The organism is Chryseobacterium culicis, assembly GCF_002979755.1.
In the GTDB taxonomy this organism is placed as follows: Bacteria; Bacteroidota; Bacteroidia; order Flavobacteriales; family Weeksellaceae; genus Chryseobacterium; species Chryseobacterium culicis_A.
In genome coordinates this window covers 1,132,438-1,154,899 of sequence record NZ_PCPP01000001.1, presented here as the reverse complement: position 1 = coordinate 1,154,899, position 22,462 = coordinate 1,132,438, and the positions used below count along the sequence as shown (strand labels likewise).

Sequence of the window (22,462 nt, the reverse complement as noted above, 5' to 3'; positions counted from 1 at the left end):
CAAAAATTACGAAAATCAAATATTAAGATAAATTCTTAAATTTTAATGGCGAAGTCCGGGCATGCTTTTTAAAAAAGTTATTAAAATGAGCAGGCTGATCAAACCCTAAAGTATAGCCTATCTGGGCAATATCCCAATTCGTATACTTCAGCAGGTTTTTAGACTCTTCAAACATTTTTTCTTTGATAATCTGAGTAGTAGTAAGGTTGGTTACAGATTTTACAGAAGAATTCAAATGATTGACATGTACATTCAGGTGCTCCGCAAAGTCGGAAGGTGTTTTTAATGCCAATGGATAAGCAGGAGAGTCCAGAGGAAACTGTTTGGTGAGCAATTCATCAAATAACTTGTACAGACGTACATTTGCGGGGAGCTCATTAGGATTGATGTCTTCCACACGGTTTTCCAGTGCCAGATGCATCACAGAGGCAAGATTGCTTTTGATACTGCTGCAACGGAAAGGATACGCAGAATTATTCATCCTGTAAATCTGATCAAAATAAAGAGTTGCCAGCTGAGCCTGTTCTTCCGTCAGAAATACCACTGGTTTACTCCATTCTTTGAACATTGATGTTTTTTTAAACAGATTAAATTCTGAATTTCCATTAAAAAATTCCTGATTGAACAAGCAGAAATATCCCTCCTGTACATCACTTTCACACTCCCATGAATAGGGAATGCTTGGAGAAGGGAAAAATAAAGCAGGACCATCAATAAACAACTGATGGGTACCATAATGAATCGTGCCTTTTCCTATGATAAAGCTTATTTTATAATAATCACGGCGGTTGTAGGGACTCTTGAAGCTGCAATATCTCCGCATAGAAATATTGAAATGAGATTTTCCTGTCTCAAAATCTTCAGAATCAAATATTTTGATCTGGTCTTTACGAATGCGTTTGTAATAATCTTCTATGGTTTCCAGCTGATCGCTCATAAGTAAAAATTATAAAAATCAAAGATAAGTAAACGGTTGCTCACTTAGGATGATTTTAAGTGAGATAATAAAAATAAGAATTATAGTCTCTCTCGATATCAGTATTCTTAAAAAAGACCTGCAGTGATAAAATATAGGAAAACATCTATAAAATCTGAGAAATCTGTGGTTAAAAAATGAATTAAACTAACTTTTATTAACCTCCAATTCTAAAATATGCGATGGCAACTGAAAAGGCCCTGTCCTTGAACTGTCCACCACTACAAAACCAAATTCTTTTAAAAAGTCTGCAAGCGGATCATGATCCAGGATATTGATCCATATAACATCTGTAAAACTCACTGCTGATCTGCATTTTTTCCAGAGCGACTGTCTTGTTTCAGAACAATCGTACTCCGGAAGAATTACAAAAGTGATTTCTGTAGCTCTTTTTCCTTCGGGAATTCCGGGATGGAGAGAGCCGCTTTTGATAATACTGTATCCAATGGGCTTCTGATCCGCATACATCATGATTAGTTGATTAGAAAGGTCATTCAGATCATTAATCATCTTTCTCGGATCTATCTCGTTTTGAATATATCTTTTAATCTCTTCCTCGCTTACAAACTCTCTGTATAATGTATAAACGGAAGAATCAATAATGGTTATAAGATCAGAAATTCCCTCTTCAGAACCTACTGTAAATTTTGAAATGATATCCATGGAACTTTTTTTATTCAAAATTATAAGATTAATCCATTCAAAAAGGATACAGTTCGCTAAAATATCATCGGTACAGAAAGGTATTTTTGTAAATTTGTTCAGTACAGTTGACGTATTATGATGAAACCTTATAAGTACGAAATTTTTACGGCCGAAATAGAAAGGCAGATCTACAATGGAATTTTACAGGAAAATGATAAGCTTCCTTCCATTCGTGACATTAAGGAAAAATACAAACTGAGCACAAGCTCTGTGCAAAGTGGATTTGAATATCTTATGATTAAAGGGTTGATCAGGAGTAATCCACGGTCTGGCTATTTCGTTACAGGAATTCAGGAGGAAAATATTCCGGAAGTAAAAACAAAGCTTCCGGCCGTAGTGAGGGATGAAGTATTTATGAAAAACATGATGCTTACTTCCAAAAGAACTTCAGAATTCAGTTCTTTCAATACGGCTGTACCCGGAGATCTTCTGATTCCGCAAAAACTTATCCTCAGAACAATGCAGGAAGTTATTCGTGAGAAAGGGGCATCACTGCTCAGGTATTATCCCCCAAACGGATTGGAGCTATTAAGGAAACAGATTGCAAAACAAATGGGAGCTTATGGCTGTATATTAAATCCAGACGAAATAATTATCACTGATGGTGCGTTGCAGGCGCTTACAATTGCTTTAAAATCGGTTACAAAAGGAGGAGATGTAGTGGCTGTTGAGAGTCCATGTGTGTTTTCTGTGCTGGAAGTGCTTGCTCACCTTGAACTGAAAGTTATTGAGATTCCTGTACATTATAAAACAGGTTTTGATACTGAATATCTCAAAACGATCTGTGGGGAAAATAAGATCTGTGCTCTTGTCACGACTCCCAATTTTCACAATCCCACAGGCGTTGTAATGAAAGATGGAACAAAAAAAGAAATTCTGAGCATGGCAGAAACGTATCAGTTCTGTATTATTGAGAATGATATGTACTCCGATCTTTATTTTGAAGAACAAAGACCGCAAAGTATAAAAAGCTTTGATAAAAAAGGGATAGTAATGATGTATTCATCGTTTTCAAAGACGTTAGCTCCGGGAATTCGTTTAGGCTGGTTATATGCCGGAAGTTTTTATGCAAAATCCGAAAGAGTAAGGTTTGCTTTAGGGCGTACCGTTTCTCCTATTTATCAGGAATTGGTTCTGAAACTGCTACAGGGAAGCAGTTATGAAAGGCATCTCCGGTTATTCCGGAAAAAACTTAGTCAGCAGGCTGTTCAGGTATTGGAGGTGTTAAGAAATTCCTTTCCTGAAGGTTCTTATTTCCACAGGCCGAGAGGAGGTTACAGTATTTGGGGGCAACTTCCTCAGAATACTGATATGGAAAGGTTTTATCAGTATTGTGAGAAACATCAGATTTTGTTTACTCCCGGAAGTACCTTTTCTTTCACGGATAAATATTATTTTTATTTCAGGATTATTTTTAGCGAAAGAATTGCCTCTGAAAGCATTGTTTTACTGAAAGATGCAGGCAAGAAAGCAAAAGAGCTGCAGTTTTAAAACTTTAAGAACAATTTAGTAAAATAGAGAAAGTCAAATGGCTTCCTAAATGAAACTTTTAAGAGAATCTTCGTTTACTTTTCTTGCGTTCTTATTGATTCTTAATGTTTTATTTAAATTTTAATTTACAAGATATTTCAGACTCAAATAGATGGCTGATTTTCTACAATAAATTGATTTTATTTTAAAAATTAAATTGAATGTAAGAAAGTCTCAAAAAAAATGATTAAATCCACTATTTTTTTTCAACACAATTAGGCTGGAATCACCATAAAACCTATATTTGCAGCCTAAATTTTTAAATAAATGAAAGAACTAATTGAAAAAATCAACGCAGAATTTGAAGCGTTCACAACTGAGGCAAACCAACAAGCGGAAAAAGGAAACAAAGCAGCTGGTACAAGAGCTCGTAAAGCAGCTTTAGAACTAAGCAAATTGTTCAAAGACTTCAGAAAAGTTTCTGTAGAAGAAGCTAAGAAATAATTTACCTTTAGCCGGCTTTTGAAGCCGGCTTTTTATTTCTAATATATCTGCTTATCAGGTATTTCTCAATAGAAAATAAAATGTCATTTTATAAATACCAAAGACTGTCATATAGATAGTCTTTTTTTGTGAATTATTCCCATAGTAGATTTTTGTTATTATTTTTAGATTAAAAATTGGATATTATCATGGGAATGCCTCTTTTTTAGGCTTAATCTTTCATCATCTCCCTAATTTCTTTTATCTTTAAACCAATCAATAAATATTATGAGGATAAATAGATTTTTTGCAGTGCCTGCAGTAGTGCTGGCTGCTCAGTTTTCCTGGGCTCAGGTAAAGGTTGACCCAAAAGAAAGGTTAAACCCTATCGTAAAAAGTTTTGTAGATGAAGTAAATAATAATTCCCAGCTGGAAAATCTGGCGTCTGAGCTGTTGGATGGAATCGGACCTCGTCTTGTGGGAACTCCCGAAATGCTGGCAGCAAACGAATGGAGTGCCAATAAACTCCGTTCTTGGGGGATTGATGCCAATCTTCAGCAATTCGGAACCTGGAAAGGCTGGCAGAGAGGTGTTACTCATGTTGATATGACGTATCCGCGTGTAAAATCTCTTTCCGCAACACAGCTTGCATGGAGCCCGGCTACTAAAAAGGCAGTGGAGGCAGAAGTAATTATTCTTCCGAAAGTGTCTTCTAAAGCTGAATTTGATCAATGGCTTCCTTCCGTGAAGGGAAAAATTGTACTGATGGCACAGTACCAGAAAATCGGTCGTTCTGATGAACAAATCAAAGAATTTGCAACACCTGAATTGTATGAAAAGCTTAAAGCGGAAAAAGAACAGGCTGCCAAAGATTTTGCTGCTTATATAAAGAATGTCGGGTATGATAACAACAGTCTTCCTGAAGCTTTAGAGAAAGCCGGAGCGGCAGGTATTGCCATTTCAAACTGGACTGGTATCATGGGGGCTAACAGAATATTCGGAGCGAAAACATCCAAAATTCCAATGATCGATATCGATGTGGAAGACTATGGAATGCTTTACAGAATGGCAGAAAAAGGAACTCAGCCTAAAATGAAAATTGATGCTCAATCCAAAATACTTCCTGAAGCGAAAAGCTTTAATACAATCGGTATGATCAAAGGAAAAGAAAAACCCGATGAGTATGTGATTCTTTCTGCTCACCTTGATTCGTGGGATGGAGCTCAGGGAGCTACAGATAATGGAACAGGAACGATCACCATGCTGGAAACCATGAGAATTCTGAAAAAATATTATCCTAATAACAAGAGAACTATTGTAATCGGACTTTGGGGAAGTGAAGAGCAGGGATTAAATGGTTCTAGAGGTTTTGTGGTAGATAATCCTCAGATTATTAAGGGAGTACAGGCTGCTTTTAATCAGGATAACGGAACCGGACGTGTTGTGAACATCAGCGGTCAGGGATTTGTAAAAGCTTATGATTATGTTGGAAGATGGCTTGATGGTGTTCCCAAAGCAGTAAGAAGCCATATTAAAACTGATTTCCCGGGGATGCCTGGAGGTGGAGGTTCTGACCATGCTTCGTTCGTAGCAGCAGGAGTACCCGGAATTTCTTTAGGTTCTCTGAACTGGGGATATTTCGGATATACGTGGCATACTACGAAAGATACTTACGATAAGATCGTTTTTGATGAAGTAAAAAATAATGTTATTTTAACGGCAGCATTAGCTTATATGGCTTCCGAAGATCCTGAATTCAGCAACAGAGAAAAAAGAGTAATGCCTCAGAATGAAAAAGGAGAGGCTGTAAAATGGCCGGAAGTAAAAGAACCTAGAAGAAGTTCTAAAGATTACAAATAGGTCTTCTTTATTTGAAACAGATAAAAGATATGGGGTGAAATAGAGATATTAATTCAGGATAATTTTAAATGTTTCTGAATATATAACAGTAAACCCTATAATTTATCCTATTCTTTTTTTTGCCGTTATTGGCTAAAAACATTTATTTATCTAGGTGAATAATATATGTTTTAGCCAATGATGGCATTTTTTATTATGAATTTCCTAAGAAATGGAATATTCCTTACTATCTTAATAAGAAAGAGGTGATATTCTTTTATCCTCTGTATAAAATATATTCTTTAAATAAAAAGTATAATATTTTTAACTACAGACGAATTTCATAATAAATGTATATGAGTGTGAATTGATTAAATACTGAATAATGTTTTCCATTTTGCAACCGTGTTACGACTGAGTTTAAAATGTAAAGCAAGCTGCGTGTTATTAAGATAATTCTTTTTTTGATATTCAAGAATTTTGTATATCGTTTCCTTGTTATAAGAACGATGAGATTGGTTTGCCTTAATGTTCTGATCATAACTAAATATGATCCGGTTAATTTCTATTACATCAAACGCAGAAAGATTTTTCTTCGATAAAATTTTTGCACATTCATGCTTTTTCTCCGGATATTTCAGATCAACAAGATCGCTGTAAATTTTTTTATAATCAGGAGTCGTTGAGTGAGATGGTTCATGATGATTCATATGTAATAATGTCGTTTTATCATTTTATAAACTTTTTTGAATGAGCCATATTGATAAAAATAAATACTAGAGTTCATAAATTAATCAAAGAAAGATCTCCAACCAATTATAAGAATGATTTCAATATTTAAAAAATAATAACGCAGAAACTGCCTTTAAACTTTAAATAGTGTTTTTACTTCTTTAATGTCATTTACGACTCTAGTACCTGGTCTTAATATCAACTAAACAATTTGAAAGCTAATAAAAAGTATATAGTTTGTGTTTTCATGTAAAATTATGTTTTCCATTCTATATGGTGCAATATTTCGTATACATCATGTGTACAGCTTTTGTTTAATGCTAAAAAATGCAAAAATTTGCTACAACAAAAAGTAAGTTGCCTTCTTCAATAAAACAGGGTTATTTGTTTGAGTTCACGCGTGTTTCGTCATGCTGTATCTATGATGTATGTGTTATTTAATACATCATAATGCTTATTTTATATTTTTGCGGCGAAACAAAAAATAGTGTGGAGATAAAAATTGTATTAACCTTATTAATATTATACTTGTTGGATGTGTATTCCCAAGTCGGAATTGATTCTTCTGCTCCTAAAATTACTTTAGATGGAGTTGGAAAGCCAACACAGTCGGTTGCTCTAAATAGAATCATTGCATCAACAATTACCGGAGCTCAACTTAAAACAAAAACATACATTTCAACGGAAAGAGGAGCTTTTGTTTTTATTACTGATACTGATACTGATACTGATACTACACTTTCAGATCAGGCCATGAATATAACTTCCTTAGGATTTAATGATGAAATATGGGTGAAATTAGGTGAAGGAAATTTTGATATTACCAATGTTACATTCATTAATAATCCTTCTAAACAAACAGCTGTGCTTGGAAATAAATACAGTGTACCCCTTTACGTACAGTAGAATCAGGGTTTGTTATCAGAGATAATGGTGGCTATTCTGAAAAAAGCAAAGAAAGTCTATAATAATCCTCAATTGTACAAAATAATACCAACACTTATCAGGTACTAAATGAGGAGGAGAAAGAAAAAGAATCTGAAAATATTTCAAAGAAAAATATGTTTTTTATTTACAATATTGTGGTTTTATGCCTTATTGTTGTTTTACTTTTTGCCTATATCCGTTGTCAAAAAAAAAAAGATATAATAAGACAAAAAGAATTTGAAGCGAATGCCTTAAAGGAAAAACTCAATAATTCTTATGATTGCATCATAGAGTTGGTTAAGAAAAATGATCCTAATTTTCTTAATAAATTTCAGGAAGCATATCCTAACTTTATTAAAAAATTACTTGCGATAAATTCTAATTTATCAAAATCAGATTTAATTTTTTGTGCAATGATATGGCTGGGATTATCATCAAAAGAAATTGCACAATATACTTTTGTGGAACACCGATCTGTACAGAATAAAAAACACAGGCTTAGAAAAAAACTGAATATTTCTTCAGATGTTGACCTGTATTTGTTCTTTAAAAATCTTTCTGAACACTAATTTTCAGAATAATAAACTAATTTAGAAAACCAAATAACAAAAAATAGACTAATTCTTAAGTCTATTTTTTTGTTACGTGCTTTCCCTGTTTTCAGGAATTATAATTTGGAAAAGTAATTTGATTTTGCAGCTTCAACAATGGTTGGTATCTCTTATTTTTTTTCTGTATACTTGGCAATCCACTTATATAATGTAGTTTTTGGGATTTTATAATCATTTATAATTTCTAATTTTGTCTTTTTTCCTGTTTCAATTTGTTCCAGAATGAATTCTATGATTTCTTTCGTGTAAATATTCTTCCTGAATTCAGGTAAAGAAGATGTTTTTTTGTGGGAAGTTCTGGTTGAAATTTCTTTTTTAGGAGGGGAGAAGAGTATCAGGTGTTGGGAGTAAGCCCGAAAAAAATCATATTCTAACAGTTTACTCCATCTCAATAATTTATCTGTCGTCAGATCTTTTTCCAGGAACATTTGTTCAATTTCAGATTCAGTACATTTCATAAAGCTACATACTCTATGCATGTCCAATGCTTCTTCCAGAAATTTGGCCTTAATAGTGCTGCCAATATGTATTTTTTTAAAGTTCAAAATAAACGGTATTATATAATTAGAATTTATTTTTCAAAAAATAGTAAAAGTCTCAGAGTCTTTTTTACCAGGCTGGAATGAGGGTTTCTGAATTATAGTGAATATCTTCACCCTATTATAGGGATTCGATATTGATTTCTATTTTGAGGAGAAGTGAAAATAGTAAGTAAAAGCCTCTTCGTAATTTTTACTCAAATTTAACACTGATTATTTTCTTCTCACTAAATAGATCTACATCATAAGTACAACATTTTAAAACTCCCTCATTTAGAGTCGGTACGGATCAGTGGTTTTCTAATGAACTGTTAAGTATGAAATCAAAAAACTCCCGTAAAAAACGGGAGTGGCAACTTTGATCAGTATAAAGATTTATAAAAATCAAAATGAAAACTGCTTTTGTTATTAAAGTTTAGGTACAATAGATTTTTATTGATAGGGTAGTGACTGAAAACTTTAAAAACAATCTTTCCTATTTTTAACGAAATTCTTAAATCAGTAATGCGGTTTTATGTTTATTTTACCAAAGAATTATCTTACTGCAAATTTAGATTTGATTATTAAACTAAGCAAAATTATGGATACATCAAACATACATCATCTGTTTTTTTAGCTCTAAAAACTAAATTTAGATCCTGATGAAATGTCTTTTTTTGAGAAGTTTAAAGAAACAATCCGTAGGTGAATTTAGAATTCATGAAGTGATGATAATTACTTAAAAATATTAATTTCCTATCAATCAATTTATGATGCATTTTTGGATTTTATTTTTCTCAGTATCAATGCCTTTTGTGAAATAATAATTAATCAATATATAGTGATTATAATATTGATAATTTTAAATTTTAACTAAAATTGGTAAAAACATTGTAAATATTTTTATTTTTTTTAATTTTATGGCAAACAAATTGCAGTGTGTGATGGGTTTGGAAAAGATGTTGTAATGATCCTTTTAAGTAGTGTTTATATAAGGGATTAACATCTTTTTTTATCTTTTTAAAATTAATTATTATTGAATTTACTATGCGAATGCCTAAGCTTAATCGATTTTCGAAAATATTGATTAGCTCCCTAATCTGTCTGTTATTTTCTGATTTACTATATTCTCAGACGTATACTCCTCAATATATAGATAGTATGCTGTTAAAGGTTAATGAGGATTTGAGGATAAGTGGCAGAAGGAAAGAACTGATTGATCTTAATAAGAAATTTTGCGATATTAGTAAAAAGCAGGATTATAAGAGAGGTGAAGTCCTTTCTTATATTAATTTAGGTAATATTTATGCAACAGTTGGAATGTATGATAATGCATTCCAGTACCTTCAGATTGCTGAAGAAAATCTTGAAGGGGTAGAAGATTATTATCTGTATACTAAACTATATCAGGAGTATGGTCAGGCTAATTATGTAATAGGTCTTTATAAAAAAGCGCTTAAGTATAATTCAAGATCAATTTATTATGGGAAACTCATAAAAGATAAACGTAATCAGGAAATTTTATCTTTGGTGTATGCCAACAGAGCTGATTTTTTAAGGGAAACCAACTCAATTGATTCTTCATTAATGTATTTACATAAAGCTTTGGATGTAAAACCTACACCGGTTATTACTTCCTCAATAGCTAATCACTATTTGCTTTATGGTAAAAATGAAGATTCATCAAAGGTGTATTTTAACAGAGCATTTTCTCTTTTAAGAAAAAGAGATTACTGGGATTCTCAAAGGGCTGTTACTTATTCTTATTATGGGGATTTTTTATTTGCAAAGAAGAATTATACTTCGGCATTGGATTACTATATTAGATCAGTGGAAATACTCAAAAAGACCCGAAGAATTTATCAAATCCCGAGGGTGTACCAAGCACTTGTCAATACTTATAAAAAATTAAATGATGGCTCAAAAGAGAGGGAATATCTGGAGAAATATACCAAATTAAATGATAGTCTGGCACGTGTATGGGAAAAGTCAATCAATACTTCTGTTGATAAAATGACTCAGGAAAAGGAGAAAGTAGATAACGAGCGACGAAATTTCACTATTATATACAATGGACTTGTTTTTTTATTAGTTGCTATTATTGTATTTGTGTATTATAGTTATAATAAAAGAATTGTCCGAAAACGTAAAATTATAAAGGCAAGAGAATTAGAGGCTGAATTTTTAATAAAAAAAATGTCGATTAATGATGAAAGGCTGATTTTTTTAGCCAAGAAAAATGATCCTTTGTTTTTCAATGAATACCAAAGTGCTTATCCGGAGTTAGTGGAAAAGCTTCTTGATATTAATCCAAAGCTATCGACTAATGAACTTTCCTTCTGTGCAATGATACAATTGGGTTTTTCTTCTAAAGAAATTGCGCAGTATGGATTTATGCAGCATAGATCAGTACAAACAAAGAAAAATAGATTACGGAAAAAATTGAATATTCCCTCTGATGTGGATATTTACTTTTTTTTACAAAGTTTAAATTCGGCATAACCGTCTGATGATGCTTGTACGAATTGGTAAGATATGTTATGTGAAAATAAAAGGCTTCCTCATCAGAGGAAGCCTTTTATTTTGAAGTACCGGAAATGTGATCTCCCAGATGTGAAAAGGTCAGAATTGCCGGTTCATAAAAGGGGTCAATTAACTTTCCAAATCCATATTTACAGAAAATGAACGGTAATCCGTTGGAGCGTGCTGAATCATAATCGGTTTGGGTGTCGCCGATGTATACAGAATCTTCAACGGTTAGTTGGTTTCTTTCCATCAGAAGCTGTATGTTTTCAGATTTTGGTTTTTGAGTTTGTCCGTGAGACTCAAAATCAACGAACAGATCATTGAATTGATAGTAGTCTAAGAATGATTCAATATAACCCTCCTGGCAGTTGCTTACAATGAAAAGAGAATGGGTGTTGGCTAAACTCTTTAAAGTTTCTTCAACACCATCATATAAAATTCCACCCTGTAGGTGTAGTATTTTATTTTCTTCGGCTACAATTTCAGAAAGAAGTTCCTGGGCTTGCAAATCTGAAATACCGGGAAGGATGTCTTTTACAATATCATGAGCTAATAATCCCATATACTGATCCATATCTTCGGGTTTCAGTTCCTGCTTGAGCCACTGATTTCTACCCAATACCTCATTCCATATTTTGATGATTGTTGCTCTGGAATCCCATAATGTGCCGTCAAGGTCGAAAATTAAGTTTTTTGTGTTCAAAATGACTGTTTTGTGGTTTCTGCTTTAATTTAAATAGGTAAACAGTTGAAAATTACAAAATCATACTCAGCTGCACTCTTTTTCTTGCTTCATCTACTTCTGTTACCTTTACACGAACATGCTGATGAAGCTTTACGACTTCGTTGACATCGGATACAAATCCGTCTTTCAGCTGAGAAATATGAACAAGTCCGCTTTCTTTGATTCCAAGGTCAACGAAACACCCAAAAGCTGTAATATTATTGACAATTCCCGGAAGGATCATGCCTGCTTTTAAATCTTTGATGCTTTTAACATTGGGATCGAATTCAAATACTTTTGCGGCTTTTCTTGGATCCAGTCCTGGTTTTTCAAGTTCTTTTAAAATATCTTTTATCCCTAAGATTCCGATTTCACCTGTAAGGTAATTTTCAGGTTTTATCAGCGCTATTTTTTCTTTATTGGCAATCAGTTCATTGGTTTTAATTCCTAAATCTTTTGACATTTTCTCTACAATTCCATACGCTTCAGGGTGTACAGCAGAATTGTCTAACGGATTTTTGGCATTCGCAATTCTTACAAAAGCGGCAGCCTGCTGAAAAGCTTTTTCTCCAAGTCTTGGCACCTTTTTAAGTTGTTTTCGGTCTTCAAATGCACCGTTTTCAGTACGGTAATTAACAATGTTTTCCGCCATTTTATCCCCAATTCCCGAAACATAACTTAAAAGGGACTTACTCGCCGTATTTAAATTAATTCCTACAGAATTTACACATTTCATCACGGTAGAATCCAGCTCATTTTTCAGCTGAGTCTGATCTACATCATGCTGATATTGCCCAACACCAATAGATTTGGCATCAATCTTTACCAATTCTGCCAGTGGATCAGAAAGTCTTCTTCCAATAGAAACCGCTCCACGCACCGTTACATCATATGAAGGGAATTCATCTCTAGCAATTTTACTTGCAGAATAAACTGATGCTCCGGCTTCTGAAACCACAAAAACCTGCAGGGGTTTATCAAAGGCAATTTTTTTAATGAAGAACTCTGTTTCACGGCTTGCTGTTCCGTTACCTATAGAAATGGCTTCAATATTATAAGCGTTAACCATAGAGCGGATCTTTTTCATAGCCATACCACTTTCATTCTGCGGAGCGTGAGGGTAAAGGGTTTCGTTGTGTAATAAATCTCCCTTTTCATCCAGGCATACCACTTTGCATCCACTTCGGTATCCGGGGTCTATTGCCAGAATTCTTTTCTCTCCCAACGGTGGAGCCAGAAGGAGTTGACTTAAGTTTTCAGAAAAAATTTCAATGGCTTTTTTGTCTGCTTTTTCTTTGGCTTCCTGTAGGGCTTCATTTGAAATGGCTGGTTCCAAAAGTCTTTTATAACTATCTTTTATTGCCAGTGCAATTTGTTCCGAACTTTCATTATTGGATTTGATAATTGCTTTTTCAATGAAATCAATGGCTTCTTCTTTGTCTATTCCTACATTTGTTTTTACAAAGCCTTCGGTTTCTGCTCTTAACATGGCCAGAAGTCTGTGAGATGGTGTTCTGTTAAGGCTTTCTTCCCATTCAAAATATTGGGAAAATTTCTGAGCTTCTTCCTCGTCTTTTTTAGCTTTTACAACCTTAGAGGTAACCACTGCCTTGCGCTGAAATAGTCTGCGGAGATTCTTACGGACATACATGTTTTCATTAATCCATTCTGCCATGATGTCTCTCGCGCCCTGCAATGCTTCTTCTTCAGAAGTTACTTCATTGTTAAGATATTTTGAAGCCAGAAAAGAGATATCATTATTTTTTTGGCTCATTATGATTTTAGCGAGAGGTTCCAGTCCTTTTTCCTTGGCTGTATCAGCTTTGGTTTTCTTGCGTTTTTTGAAAGGCAGATAAAGGTCTTCGAGTTCCTGAATATCAAAACTTTCCTCTATTCTCTGTTGAAGCTCAGGAGTCAAAGCATTCTGTTCTTCTATAGATTTTAAAATAGATTCTTTTCTCTTGACGATTTCTTCAAATTGCTTGCTGATTTTTGAAATCTGTTCGATTTGTATTTCATCAAGGTTTCCGGTTTTATCTTTTCGATATCGGGAAATAAAAGGAATAGTGCAGTCTTCTGCTAATAATTGTAAAGTATTGTTGATGCTCTTTTCGGAAATATTGAGCTGCTTTTGTATAAATTCTACGGTCGTCATTGTTCTGTTTTCGGAAAGCTAAAATAGGGTTTTGGAACGAGAAATAACAAATACGGAATGTATTAATCACTTTATTTTTTTAATCTTAAATTATTCTTCTCCACTCATTTTTTTGTGTCTGATTTTAACTGTATTTTAATTGATTGATAATTAATTTTTAAATCTGTGTTTGTCCTGATTTTGTATTTAAATATTTACTTATTTATATGAATTCAAAAACTAGTAACTCACTATGATAAACATGAGGAAAATATTTATCCTATTCATCTGTTGTTCTTTTATGAAATCCTGTATATATGCTGATTCTGAAGAGCCTAAAAAATGCAACTGTATGGTACAGGAGTATGAACGGACTGTTACCTTAAAAAATGATCATGATGGTACCTATACCGATTATTCAGATACGGCATGGGTGGCTAAAGGAGATCCACAGAAAGATAATACTGTTGAATGCTTTAGAAATGGGACTCAGAAGAGTAAGGAATTCTTCAGCAGTTATGATTCTCAATACAGATGGGATGTCTCTCGCCAGTGGATGTATGACTGTAAATAATTATACGAATTTGTATTTCTTGATATATGTTAAGATGAAGGTAAGCTGGTTTTTCTATTTTTGTACCCGAAAACAACAAAATTTCAATAAACTTTTTTAAAACAGTTCAATATGAAAAAAATTAGCGTAATTGCATTAGTTGGAGTAGGATTGCTTTTAGCATCATGTAATAAAGGGAAATCTGCAGATACTGCTGCTACTGGTCAGGAGCAAACAGTTGCAGAGAGCAAAGGAGAAACATTGGCAGTAGATACTGTAACTTCTATCGTAAACTGGAAAGCTTTCCACAAAGGAGGTATGGCTCCTCGTTGGGGAACACTTGCTGTAAAATCAGGAGATATCAGTGTTGATGGAGGTCAGGTTTCTGCAGGAAACTTTATTATTGATATGAACTCAATCAAAGTAGATCCGGCTTCAGTAACAGAAAAAGATAAAAAACCTGCAGATCTTGAAGGTCACCTTAAAAATCCTGATTTCTTTGATGTAGCGAAAAACCCTACTTCTGATTTCAAAATTACAAGTGTTACAGATTTGAAAGAAGCACCAAAAGATGCTGTAGCAGGAGCTAATAAAACGGTAAGCGGAAACCTTACATTATCAGGAAAAACAATGAATGTTACTTTCCCTGCTAAAGTAGATGTAGCAGAAAATACAGCAGCTATTCAGGCTAAATTTACGGTAAACAGAGCAGACTGGGGAATCAAATTCGGTACTTCTGAAGCAGATCCTGCAGAATGGATGATCAGCAAAGATATCGAGATTGCGATCGACGTAAAAGCTAAAAAATAAGTTATTTAAATTTCAATAACTACAAGAGCTGTCTTCCATGAAGGCAGCTCTTTTTAATAGTACAAATGGAATCAGTTTATAATCCTGGAATTCTGAATTCTTACACAAAATTCACTTCCAAGATATAAGGGGTTACCATGCTTCTCAGACCAAAAGCCATCCAGTACATCTTTGCTTAAACAGCGGTATACGGCAACTCCTTTATAGATTTTATGATCATCTCCTTCATAATGAAAGTTGACGACTAAAATATGATCTTTATAGAATCCGGTGCCATTCTGTTGGTGATCACCAATGATCCATTGCGCAATAATACGGTTGTTCTCATCAATGGATAAGGTTAATATGCCATGATAAGTAGGGTTGGAAGATTCTTCCTGATTACTTCCTTCAATTGAATAGCTTCCTGCAAGATCCTGTACCGTCATTGATTTGTTTTTAAGAAGAGCAAATGTAAAAAATCTTGTTCTCATAGCATCAAAAATATTATTCTGAATCTGGATTTACATTCCTGCAACTTTTCTATCTGTAAATTAAACTTTATTTTTGCGGCAAATTAATTGAAAATGATCCCTTTTCTGCTGATCGCAAACCTGATTACCTTTGGTGTCTTTGGTTTTGATAAATGGCAAGCCAAAAAACATCAATGGAGGATTTCCGAAAACACTCTGTTAGGACTTTCTCTGATCGGCATCCTGGGAGCCGCATCAGGAATGATTATTTTCCATCATAAAGTTTCCAAAAAATCTTTTCTTGTAAAGTTTTTCATTGTGGTTTTAATTAATCTGGTTCTTTTTTACCGATTGTTAAGGCATTGATACAATAAATGTTACAGTGTGTCCTTAAATGTTAAATATTGTAAAAAATACTTGCCGCTATATATTTTATTTATAATTTTATCATGCTGATAATGAGTAGGCAAAATCACAGGAGAAATCTTAGATGGATTTCCGGAAATGAACCCTGGTTTCCCTTTAATTGCAGGTAATTTAAGCTGATATGTGGAGAACCGCCAGTGAGAGATCAGGGAAGTACAAACTGGCGTATAAATGACTTAAAGAGTGTTTTTTGGACACACTTTTTTCATTGTCTTGTAAATAAGTATTTTAAACAAAATATTAAATATTTATATAACTAAATATTTTTTCATTAAAAATCACTACTTTTGCACCCGTAAAAATCTTTTATGCAAAACATTAGAAATATTGCGATTATCGCACACGTTGACCACGGAAAGACGACTTTGGTTGACAAGATCATTCACGCTACCAACATTTTCAGAGAAAATCAGGAGAGTGGGGAGTTAATTATGGATAACAACGATCTTGAAAGAGAAAGAGGGATCACGATCTTATCCAAGAATATTTCTGTTACTTATAAAGACACAAAAATTAACGTAATTGATACTCCTGGTCACGCCGATTTTGGTGGAGAAGTAGAAAGAGTATTGAAAATGGCTGATGGAGTTATTTTGTTAGTGGATGCGTTCGAAGGACCAATGCCACAAACAAGATTCGTACTACAGAAAGCATTGGAGTTAGGATTGAGACCATTAGTGGTAATCAATAAAGTAGATAAACCAAACTGCCGTCCTGACGAAGTGCATGATAAAGTATTTGATTTGTTCTTCAACCTTGAAGCTACAGAAGAACAATTGGATTTCCCTACGTTCTATGGATCTTCAAAACAAGGATGGTTCAACACTTCATTAGAACAGACTGAGGATATTTTACCACTATTAGATGGTATTTTACAATATGTTCCTGAGCCGAAAGTAACGGAAGGAAATCTTCAAATGCAGATTACTTCTCTTGACTTCTCTTCTTTCTTAGGAAGAATTGCAATCGGGAAAGTAACAAGAGGTGAGATCAAAGAATCCCAATGGATTGGTCTTGCTCAGGCAGAAGGTAAAATCGTAAAAGGAAAAGTAAAAGAACTTTACGTTTTCGAAGGATTAGGAAAGAAAAAAGTAACTGAAGTAAAAGCAGGAGATATTTGTGCTGTAGTAGGTTTTGATGCTTTCCAGATTGGTGATTCTTTTGTAGATCTTGAAAATCCAGAGCCATTGGAAAGAACTGCAATTGACGAGCCTACTTTGAACATGACGTTCTCTATCAACAATTCACCTTTCTTCGGTAAAGATGGTAAATATGTTACTTCTAACCACCTGAAAGAAAGATTAACAAAAGAATTAGAGAAAAACTTAGCATTAAGAGTTCAGCAGACTGATGATGCAAACACTTTCTTGGTATTCGGTAGAGGTATTCTTCACTTATCTGTTTTGATTGAAACAATGAGAAGAGAAGGATATGAAATGACAATTGGTCAGCCGCAGGTTATCTTCAAAGAAATTGACGGTGAGAAATGTGAGCCTTATGAATCTTTGGTTGTTGATGTTCCTGAAGAATTTGCTTCAAGAGTTATCGACTTGGCAACGCAAAGAAAAGGTGACCTTCATATTATGGAAACTAAAGGTGAAATGCAGCACATGGAGTTCGAAATTCCTTCAAGAGGTTTGATCGGACTACGTTCTCAGATGTTGACAGCTACTGCTGGTGAAGCTATTATGGCACACCGTTTCACAGAATATAAGCCTTTCAAAGGTTCTATCCCAGGAAGAAACAATGGTGTTTTGATCAGCAAAACTACAGGTCCTGCTACAGAATATTCCATTGCAAAACTACAGGATAGAGGTAAGTTCTTCGTTGATCCGGGTGAGGAAATCTACACAGGGATGATCATCGGTGAACAAAACAAACCTGGAGATTTGGTAGTAAACATCGTAGAAGCAAAACAGTTGAACAACATGAGAGCTTCAGGAAAAGATAAAGATACTGGTGTTGCTCCGAAAATCTTATTCTCTCTGGAAGAATGTATGGAATACATCCAAGGTGATGAAGCGATTGAGGTAACTCCAAACTTCATCAGAATGAGAAAGAAAATCCTTTCTGAAGAAGAAAGAAAAAGATTAGAAAGATCTGCAAAAGCATAATAAAAATCTTATACATAAAATCAAAGCCTCGATTTTCGAGGCTTTTTTTCTATGCCAACCCATTAAAATGCTTATTTTGGCATAATAATCTCTGAAAATAAAAATAAAATTTAATGTAGTTTTGTGACTATGAGAATGAATAAATTAAAACTTATCGTTTTATTGGGCGTTTTTGCATCTTACACTACCTCATGTTCTGTTCAGAACAATGTTGTAAAAACACCTTCCACAAAGAATCCGACAAAACCAACCAACAATACAAACCCTCCAAAAGTAAATCCGGTAGCTACAAAACCTACAACAGGAACGGCAGCTTCAACGGAAGAAAATTTCAGAACCAACCTTCCGGAAATTAAAAGAGAATTCCGCGGAGCATGGATAGCCAGTGTAGCCAATATCAACTGGCCTTCAAGAACTGATCTTACGGTGGAACAACAGAAAGCAGAAGCGATCAGTATGCTTGATATGCTGAAAGATAATAATTTTAACGCTGCTATTTTCCAGATCAGACCTTCTGCTGACGCACTTTATACAAGTAATATCGAGCCATGGTCTTACTTTCTTACCGGAGAAACAGGAACGGCTCCTTCACCCAACTATGATCCGCTTCAGTTCTGGATTGAAGAAGCTCATAAAAGAGGATTGGAGTTGCATGTCTGGCTAAATCCTTATCGTGCCCATCATACCAATGGTGGTGCCGTGAATAAGCTGTCAATGGTCAATAAACTTTCCGATATTGTTGTAAGACTAAAGAATGGAATGTACTGGTTTGATCCTGCCAATCCCAAAACACAAGGGCACGTATCAAATGTTGTAAAAGATATTGTAAAAAGATATGATATTGATGCTGTTCATTTTGACGATTATTTCTATCCTTATGCAACTTATAATAAAGGTGCGGATTTCCCCGATAATGCAACCTGGAATACCTATGTAAGCAATGGTGGTACATTATCCAGAGCAGATTGGAGAAGAGATAACGTTAATAAATTTGTAGAACGTATCTATAAAGAAATTCACGCAGAAAAAAATAATGTAAGATTTGGGATCAGCCCGTTCGGAATATGGAAGCCTGGATATCCTGCGGGAATTGTAGGATCTTCACAGTATGACGAGCTGTATGCAGATGCTAAATTATGGCTAAATAAAGGTTGGGTAGATTACTTTTCACCACAGCTTTACTGGCCTATTGATTCCAAAGGACAAAGCTTTGAAGCCCTGTTGAGCTGGTGGCAGTCTGAAAATACAATGAATCGTCACTTATGGCCGGGATTGAATACTGTTGAGATTAAAGTGTCTGACCGCCCTACGGAAATCAAAAATCAAATTGCAATTTCGAGAAATATTTTGAAAAATGATGCCGGAGAAATTCACTGGAGTATTGCCGGACTTACCAAAAATCCAAATATGCTTCCAACGCTGAAAAACGGACCCTACAATGAAAAAGCATTAGTTCCGAAGTCTCCATGGATAAAAACTGCTCCGCTTCAGACGCCTACATTATTTATTGCTGATAACGGAAGCTTTGTGCAGACAAGCTGGAGTACAAAAAATGTAGCAGACGTTTTTCTATGGGTACTTTTCACGCAATATAACGGGGTCTGGCAGACAGAAATTTTGACATTGGATACCCTTTCAAAAGATATTCCTAAATCTAAAGACGGTAAAAAACTGAATGCTGTTGCTATTAAAGCGATTGACAGATTAGGAAATGAAAGTGATTATACCGCCAGAAAAATTAAATAATACTGATCTATTATTAATCTTTGCGAACCGTAAGGTGAAGCAATCTCAATGATAACTTTTAAAACCAGTTCTTGAAAAAGAGCTGGTTTTGTATTTTAGAATAGCTATAAATTAATAATTTAAAATACTGAAAATCAGATATTTATTTTCGTGTGTTGTCTTGTTGTATATAATGTAATCACCTTATCGGAACTGTTTTTGCATGATTTATTCCATAATCACCAAAATATAACATTATGAATACTAAAAGACTTTCCACCAACATGGAAAAAGCACTTAGTGACCAGATGAACAAGGAAATTCATGCATCACACGTTTTTTTATCTTATGGAATCTGGGCTGATGACAAAGGCTATCAGGGGATTGCTAACTTTCTTTACCGCCACGCCCAGGAAGAGAGAAATCATTCAATCAAATTCATGGAATATATCTTAAACAGGGGTGGGAAACCAAAGGTAACAGCGATTCCGGCTCCTCCAGCTGATCCTAAAACGCTTACAGCTTGTTTTGACGGGGTTTTCAAACATGAAGTCGATAATACCACCGCCATTTACAAAATTGTAGATCTTTCTATGGAAGAAAAAGACTGGGCAACCTGGAATTTTATGCAATGGTTTGTACAGGAGCAGATTGAAGAGGAAACATTAGCTCAGAATTTAATTGACAAATTGAAAATTGCAGGCGGAGACAGAGCTACTGATGAATCTTTATTTACTTTAGATAAAACTTTACAGGAAGCACCGAATGATGTTCCACTGGCTCAGAATGCTACGGGAGCTAACCCATAAAATATCCGGTGAATCCAAACCTTTTGAAAATCTGTCAGAACACTGGCAGATTTTTTTATTATGAAACTCCCTCAAAAATCACTATCTTTGCACACTCGTAATTCAAGGTTCTGAGTTCAATGTTTAAAGTTGAAGCGTCTTTGAATTACCCCTAAACCTTAAACTTTGAATTTTACAATATGAAATGTGGAATCGTAGGCCTGCCGAATGTAGGTAAATCAACTCTTTTTAACTGCTTGAGTAACGCAAAAGCTCAATCAGCAAACTATCCTTTCTGTACAATTGAACCTAACTTAGGAACGGTTTCTGTACCGGATCAAAGATTGTTTGAGCTAGAGAAAATCGTAAAACCTGAGAGAGTTTTACCTGCTGTAGTGGAGATTGTTGATATTGCGGGTCTTGTAAAAGGAGCCAGCAAAGGAGAAGGATTGGGGAACCAGTTCTTAGCAAATATCCGCGAGTGTGAGGCAATCATTCACGTTTTAAGATGTTTTGATAACGGAAATATTGTTCACGTAGAAGGTTCAGTAGATCCATTAAGAGATAAAGAAATTATTGATATCGAACTTCAGTTGAAAGACCTTGAAACAGTAGGGAAAGCAGTTGAGAAAGCTAAGAAATTCATCAAGTCAGGGAAGAAAGAAGATATTCTTACCTACGAAACCCTTCAGAATTTACAAAAATTCCTTGAAGATGGTAAAAATGCAAGAGAATTTGCAACTGATGATTTCACAAAATCAGTTATTGCAGAGGTTCAGTTGCTAACCAACAAACCGGTACTTTACGTTTGTAATGTAGATGAAAATTCTATTAAAAACGGAAATGACTGGATCGGTAAGATTGAAGAAATGGCTAAGAATGAGGGAGCTGAAGTAGTAGTACTAGCTGCACAGATCGAAGCTGACATCAATGAGCTTGAAACTTTTGAAGAAAGAGAAATATTCCTAGATGAACTAGGTCTTACAGAGCCAGGTGTGAATCGTCTGATCAGAAAGGCGTATGACCTTCTGAAACTTCAGACCTATTTTACTGCGGGTGTGAAAGAAGTAAGAGCCTGGACTATCGGACAGGGATGGACAGCTCCACAGGCTGCAGGTGTAATCCACACAGACTTCGAGAAAGGATTTATCCGTGCGGAAGTAATCAAATATAACGATTACATCACTTACGGTTCTGAAGTAAAGATAAAAGAAGCAGGAAAGCTTTCTGTAGAAGGTAAAGAATATATTGTACAGGATGGTGACATCATGCACTTTAGATTCAACGTATAAAGAAAAGTATTAAAGTTAGTTATAATAAAAAGCGCTTCCATGTATTTGGGAGCGCTTTTTGCTGCAAGTGGATTTATATTTCTTAGCTGAAGTTCAAAACGAAGGCTTCTGTTAAAAAAAACGGCTCCCTGAAATCAGAGAGCAGTTCTGTTATTTTATCCTTAAAGTGGAATACCTGTTTCGAATCGACATTTTGGCTCCATACAACTTAGGGAGATCATAACGCAGTTGCCAACTATATCTGTACATCTTAATTCTGCCTCACCTGTTCGACACTTGGGCTCATAACATGATGGATGAATTTGTGCACAAACACCTTGATGGCTACATATCATTACACCTCCTTGAATAGTTTTCAACTCTTTTTTATTGAGTTTTTTACCATTGTTTAAATGTTGTTTTTTCATTCGTTAAAGTTTTTATGGTTTAGTTTTTTTAGGTTTATTACAATTCAATACCAGGCTGGCACTGTAATTCTGCACAGGCAAGCGAATATTTCTTACAAGTAAGGTCTGGTAGCAGACACATTTCCTTTCCGCCAGTAATGACTCTTAATTGTTTTTTGTTTAGTTTTTTTCCGTGATTTAAATCTTGATTTTTCATAATGTTTGGTTTTAGTGATTATTGATATAATTATAATTCAATAGATAGGAGATC

At 34.6% G+C, this 22,462-nt stretch carries 22 protein-coding genes; 13 read left to right on the top strand and 9 right to left on the bottom strand.

Annotated elements, in window-relative coordinates; all coding sequences use genetic code 11:
• Window positions 1-22: 22 nt before the first annotated feature.
• Together CQ022_RS05420 and CQ022_RS05415 are read right to left on the bottom strand one after the other, a co-directional pair.
• A complete protein-coding gene (locus CQ022_RS05420; RefSeq protein ID WP_105681996.1) occupies window positions 23-937 on the bottom strand; it encodes a helix-turn-helix domain-containing protein in 915 nt (304 codons plus the stop codon).
• Between the two features lie 186 nt (window positions 938-1,123).
• Window positions 1,124-1,639, bottom strand: a complete 516-nt coding sequence (locus CQ022_RS05415) for a hypothetical protein (protein WP_105681997.1) — start codon at window positions 1,637-1,639, stop codon at window positions 1,124-1,126.
• Window positions 1,640-1,756: 117 nt separating this feature from the next.
• Here CQ022_RS05415 and CQ022_RS05410 point away from each other — a divergent pair, with 117 nt between their 5' ends.
• The 3 genes from CQ022_RS05410 (at window position 1,757) to CQ022_RS05400 (ending at window position 5,494) form a co-directional block, all read left to right on the top strand.
• The gene (locus CQ022_RS05410; RefSeq protein ID WP_105681998.1) at window positions 1,757-3,172 is read left to right on the top strand and encodes a PLP-dependent aminotransferase family protein; all 1,416 of its coding nucleotides are present in this window, start codon (window positions 1,757-1,759) and stop codon (window positions 3,170-3,172) included.
• A 306-nt stretch (window positions 3,173-3,478) separates the two neighbouring features.
• The gene (locus tag CQ022_RS05405; protein ID WP_047377485.1) at window positions 3,479-3,655 is read left to right on the top strand and encodes a histone H1; all 177 of its coding nucleotides are present in this window, start codon (window positions 3,479-3,481) and stop codon (window positions 3,653-3,655) included.
• A 267-nt stretch (window positions 3,656-3,922) separates the two neighbouring features.
• Window positions 3,923-5,494 carry a M28 family peptidase gene (locus CQ022_RS05400; RefSeq protein WP_105681999.1) on the top strand — a complete coding sequence of 524 codons (1,572 nt, stop codon included), beginning with the start codon at window positions 3,923-3,925 and terminating at the stop codon, window positions 5,492-5,494.
• Between the two features lie 350 nt (window positions 5,495-5,844).
• On the opposite strand, the gene CQ022_RS05395 is transcribed toward CQ022_RS05400, so the two are convergent.
• On the bottom strand, window positions 5,845-6,183 hold the full coding sequence (locus CQ022_RS05395) for a transposase (protein WP_105682000.1): 339 nt from the start codon (window positions 6,181-6,183) through the stop codon (window positions 5,845-5,847).
• 559 nt (window positions 6,184-6,742) lie between these two features.
• Here CQ022_RS05395 and CQ022_RS05390 point away from each other — a divergent pair.
• Complete coding sequence (locus tag CQ022_RS05390; RefSeq protein WP_123864385.1) at window positions 6,743-7,111, top strand: hypothetical protein; 369 nt, start codon at window positions 6,743-6,745, stop codon at window positions 7,109-7,111.
• Between the two features lie 155 nt (window positions 7,112-7,266).
• Window positions 7,267-7,701 (top strand): helix-turn-helix transcriptional regulator, encoded by a 435-nt coding sequence (locus CQ022_RS05385; RefSeq protein ID WP_105682002.1) that lies wholly within the window; start codon window positions 7,267-7,269, stop codon window positions 7,699-7,701.
• A 152-nt stretch (window positions 7,702-7,853) separates the two neighbouring features.
• Here the strand turns inward: CQ022_RS05385 and CQ022_RS05380 are convergent, their stop codons facing one another.
• The gene (locus CQ022_RS05380; RefSeq protein WP_317046931.1) at window positions 7,854-8,201 is read right to left on the bottom strand and encodes a hypothetical protein; all 348 of its coding nucleotides are present in this window, start codon (window positions 8,199-8,201) and stop codon (window positions 7,854-7,856) included.
• 1,113 nt (window positions 8,202-9,314) lie between these two features.
• Between CQ022_RS05380 and CQ022_RS05375 the strand changes: the two genes are divergently transcribed.
• The gene (locus CQ022_RS05375) at window positions 9,315-10,763 is read left to right on the top strand and encodes a LuxR C-terminal-related transcriptional regulator (protein ID WP_165791638.1); all 1,449 of its coding nucleotides are present in this window, start codon (window positions 9,315-9,317) and stop codon (window positions 10,761-10,763) included.
• A 76-nt stretch (window positions 10,764-10,839) separates the two neighbouring features.
• Here the strand turns inward: CQ022_RS05375 and CQ022_RS05370 are convergent, their stop codons facing one another.
• Window positions 10,840-11,490 (bottom strand): HAD family hydrolase, encoded by a 651-nt coding sequence (locus tag CQ022_RS05370; protein WP_165791639.1) that lies wholly within the window; start codon window positions 11,488-11,490, stop codon window positions 10,840-10,842.
• Between the two features lie 52 nt (window positions 11,491-11,542).
• Window positions 11,543-13,666, bottom strand: a complete 2,124-nt coding sequence (locus CQ022_RS05365) for a Tex family protein (protein ID WP_105682006.1) — start codon at window positions 13,664-13,666, stop codon at window positions 11,543-11,545.
• Window positions 13,667-13,946: 280 nt separating this feature from the next.
• Between CQ022_RS05365 and CQ022_RS05360 the strand changes: the two genes are divergently transcribed.
• Both CQ022_RS05360 and CQ022_RS05355 read left to right on the top strand, forming a co-directional pair.
• On the top strand, window positions 13,947-14,219 hold the full coding sequence (locus CQ022_RS05360; protein WP_105682007.1) for a hypothetical protein: 273 nt from the start codon (window positions 13,947-13,949) through the stop codon (window positions 14,217-14,219).
• Window positions 14,220-14,330: 111 nt separating this feature from the next.
• Window positions 14,331-15,008 carry a YceI family protein gene (locus CQ022_RS05355; protein ID WP_105682008.1) on the top strand — a complete coding sequence of 226 codons (678 nt, stop codon included), beginning with the start codon at window positions 14,331-14,333 and terminating at the stop codon, window positions 15,006-15,008.
• Window positions 15,009-15,079: 71 nt separating this feature from the next.
• Here CQ022_RS05355 and CQ022_RS05350 read toward each other — a convergent pair whose 3' ends face one another.
• A complete protein-coding gene (locus CQ022_RS05350; RefSeq protein ID WP_105682756.1) occupies window positions 15,080-15,436 on the bottom strand; it encodes a hypothetical protein in 357 nt (118 codons plus the stop codon).
• A 138-nt stretch (window positions 15,437-15,574) separates the two neighbouring features.
• Here CQ022_RS05350 and CQ022_RS05345 point away from each other — a divergent pair, with 138 nt between their 5' ends.
• From CQ022_RS05345 to ychF, 5 genes are all read left to right on the top strand, one after another.
• Window positions 15,575-15,826, top strand: a complete 252-nt coding sequence (locus CQ022_RS05345) for a DUF1294 domain-containing protein (protein ID WP_105682009.1) — start codon at window positions 15,575-15,577, stop codon at window positions 15,824-15,826.
• Window positions 15,827-16,194: 368 nt separating this feature from the next.
• On the top strand, window positions 16,195-18,000 hold the full coding sequence (gene typA / locus CQ022_RS05340; protein WP_105682010.1) for a translational GTPase TypA: 1,806 nt from the start codon (window positions 16,195-16,197) through the stop codon (window positions 17,998-18,000).
• A 129-nt stretch (window positions 18,001-18,129) separates the two neighbouring features.
• Window positions 18,130-19,746: a glycoside hydrolase family 10 protein gene (locus CQ022_RS05335; protein WP_105682011.1), complete on the top strand. Its 1,617-nt coding sequence runs from the start codon at window positions 18,130-18,132 to the stop codon at window positions 19,744-19,746.
• Window positions 19,747-19,982: 236 nt separating this feature from the next.
• Window positions 19,983-20,534 carry a ferritin gene (locus CQ022_RS05330; protein WP_105682012.1) on the top strand — a complete coding sequence of 184 codons (552 nt, stop codon included), beginning with the start codon at window positions 19,983-19,985 and terminating at the stop codon, window positions 20,532-20,534.
• A 179-nt stretch (window positions 20,535-20,713) separates the two neighbouring features.
• Window positions 20,714-21,805, top strand: a complete 1,092-nt coding sequence (ychF, locus tag CQ022_RS05325; RefSeq protein ID WP_105682013.1) for a redox-regulated ATPase YchF — start codon at window positions 20,714-20,716, stop codon at window positions 21,803-21,805.
• 161 nt (window positions 21,806-21,966) lie between these two features.
• On the opposite strand, the gene CQ022_RS05320 is transcribed toward ychF, so the two are convergent.
• Entirely contained in the window at window positions 21,967-22,212 is a 246-nt protein-coding gene (locus CQ022_RS05320) for a bacteriocin (RefSeq protein ID WP_105682014.1), read from the bottom strand.
• A gap of 37 nt (window positions 22,213-22,249) precedes the next feature.
• A complete protein-coding gene (locus tag CQ022_RS22895; protein ID WP_165791640.1) occupies window positions 22,250-22,408 on the bottom strand; it encodes a hypothetical protein in 159 nt (52 codons plus the stop codon).
• Between the last annotated feature and the right edge of the window lie 54 nt (window positions 22,409-22,462).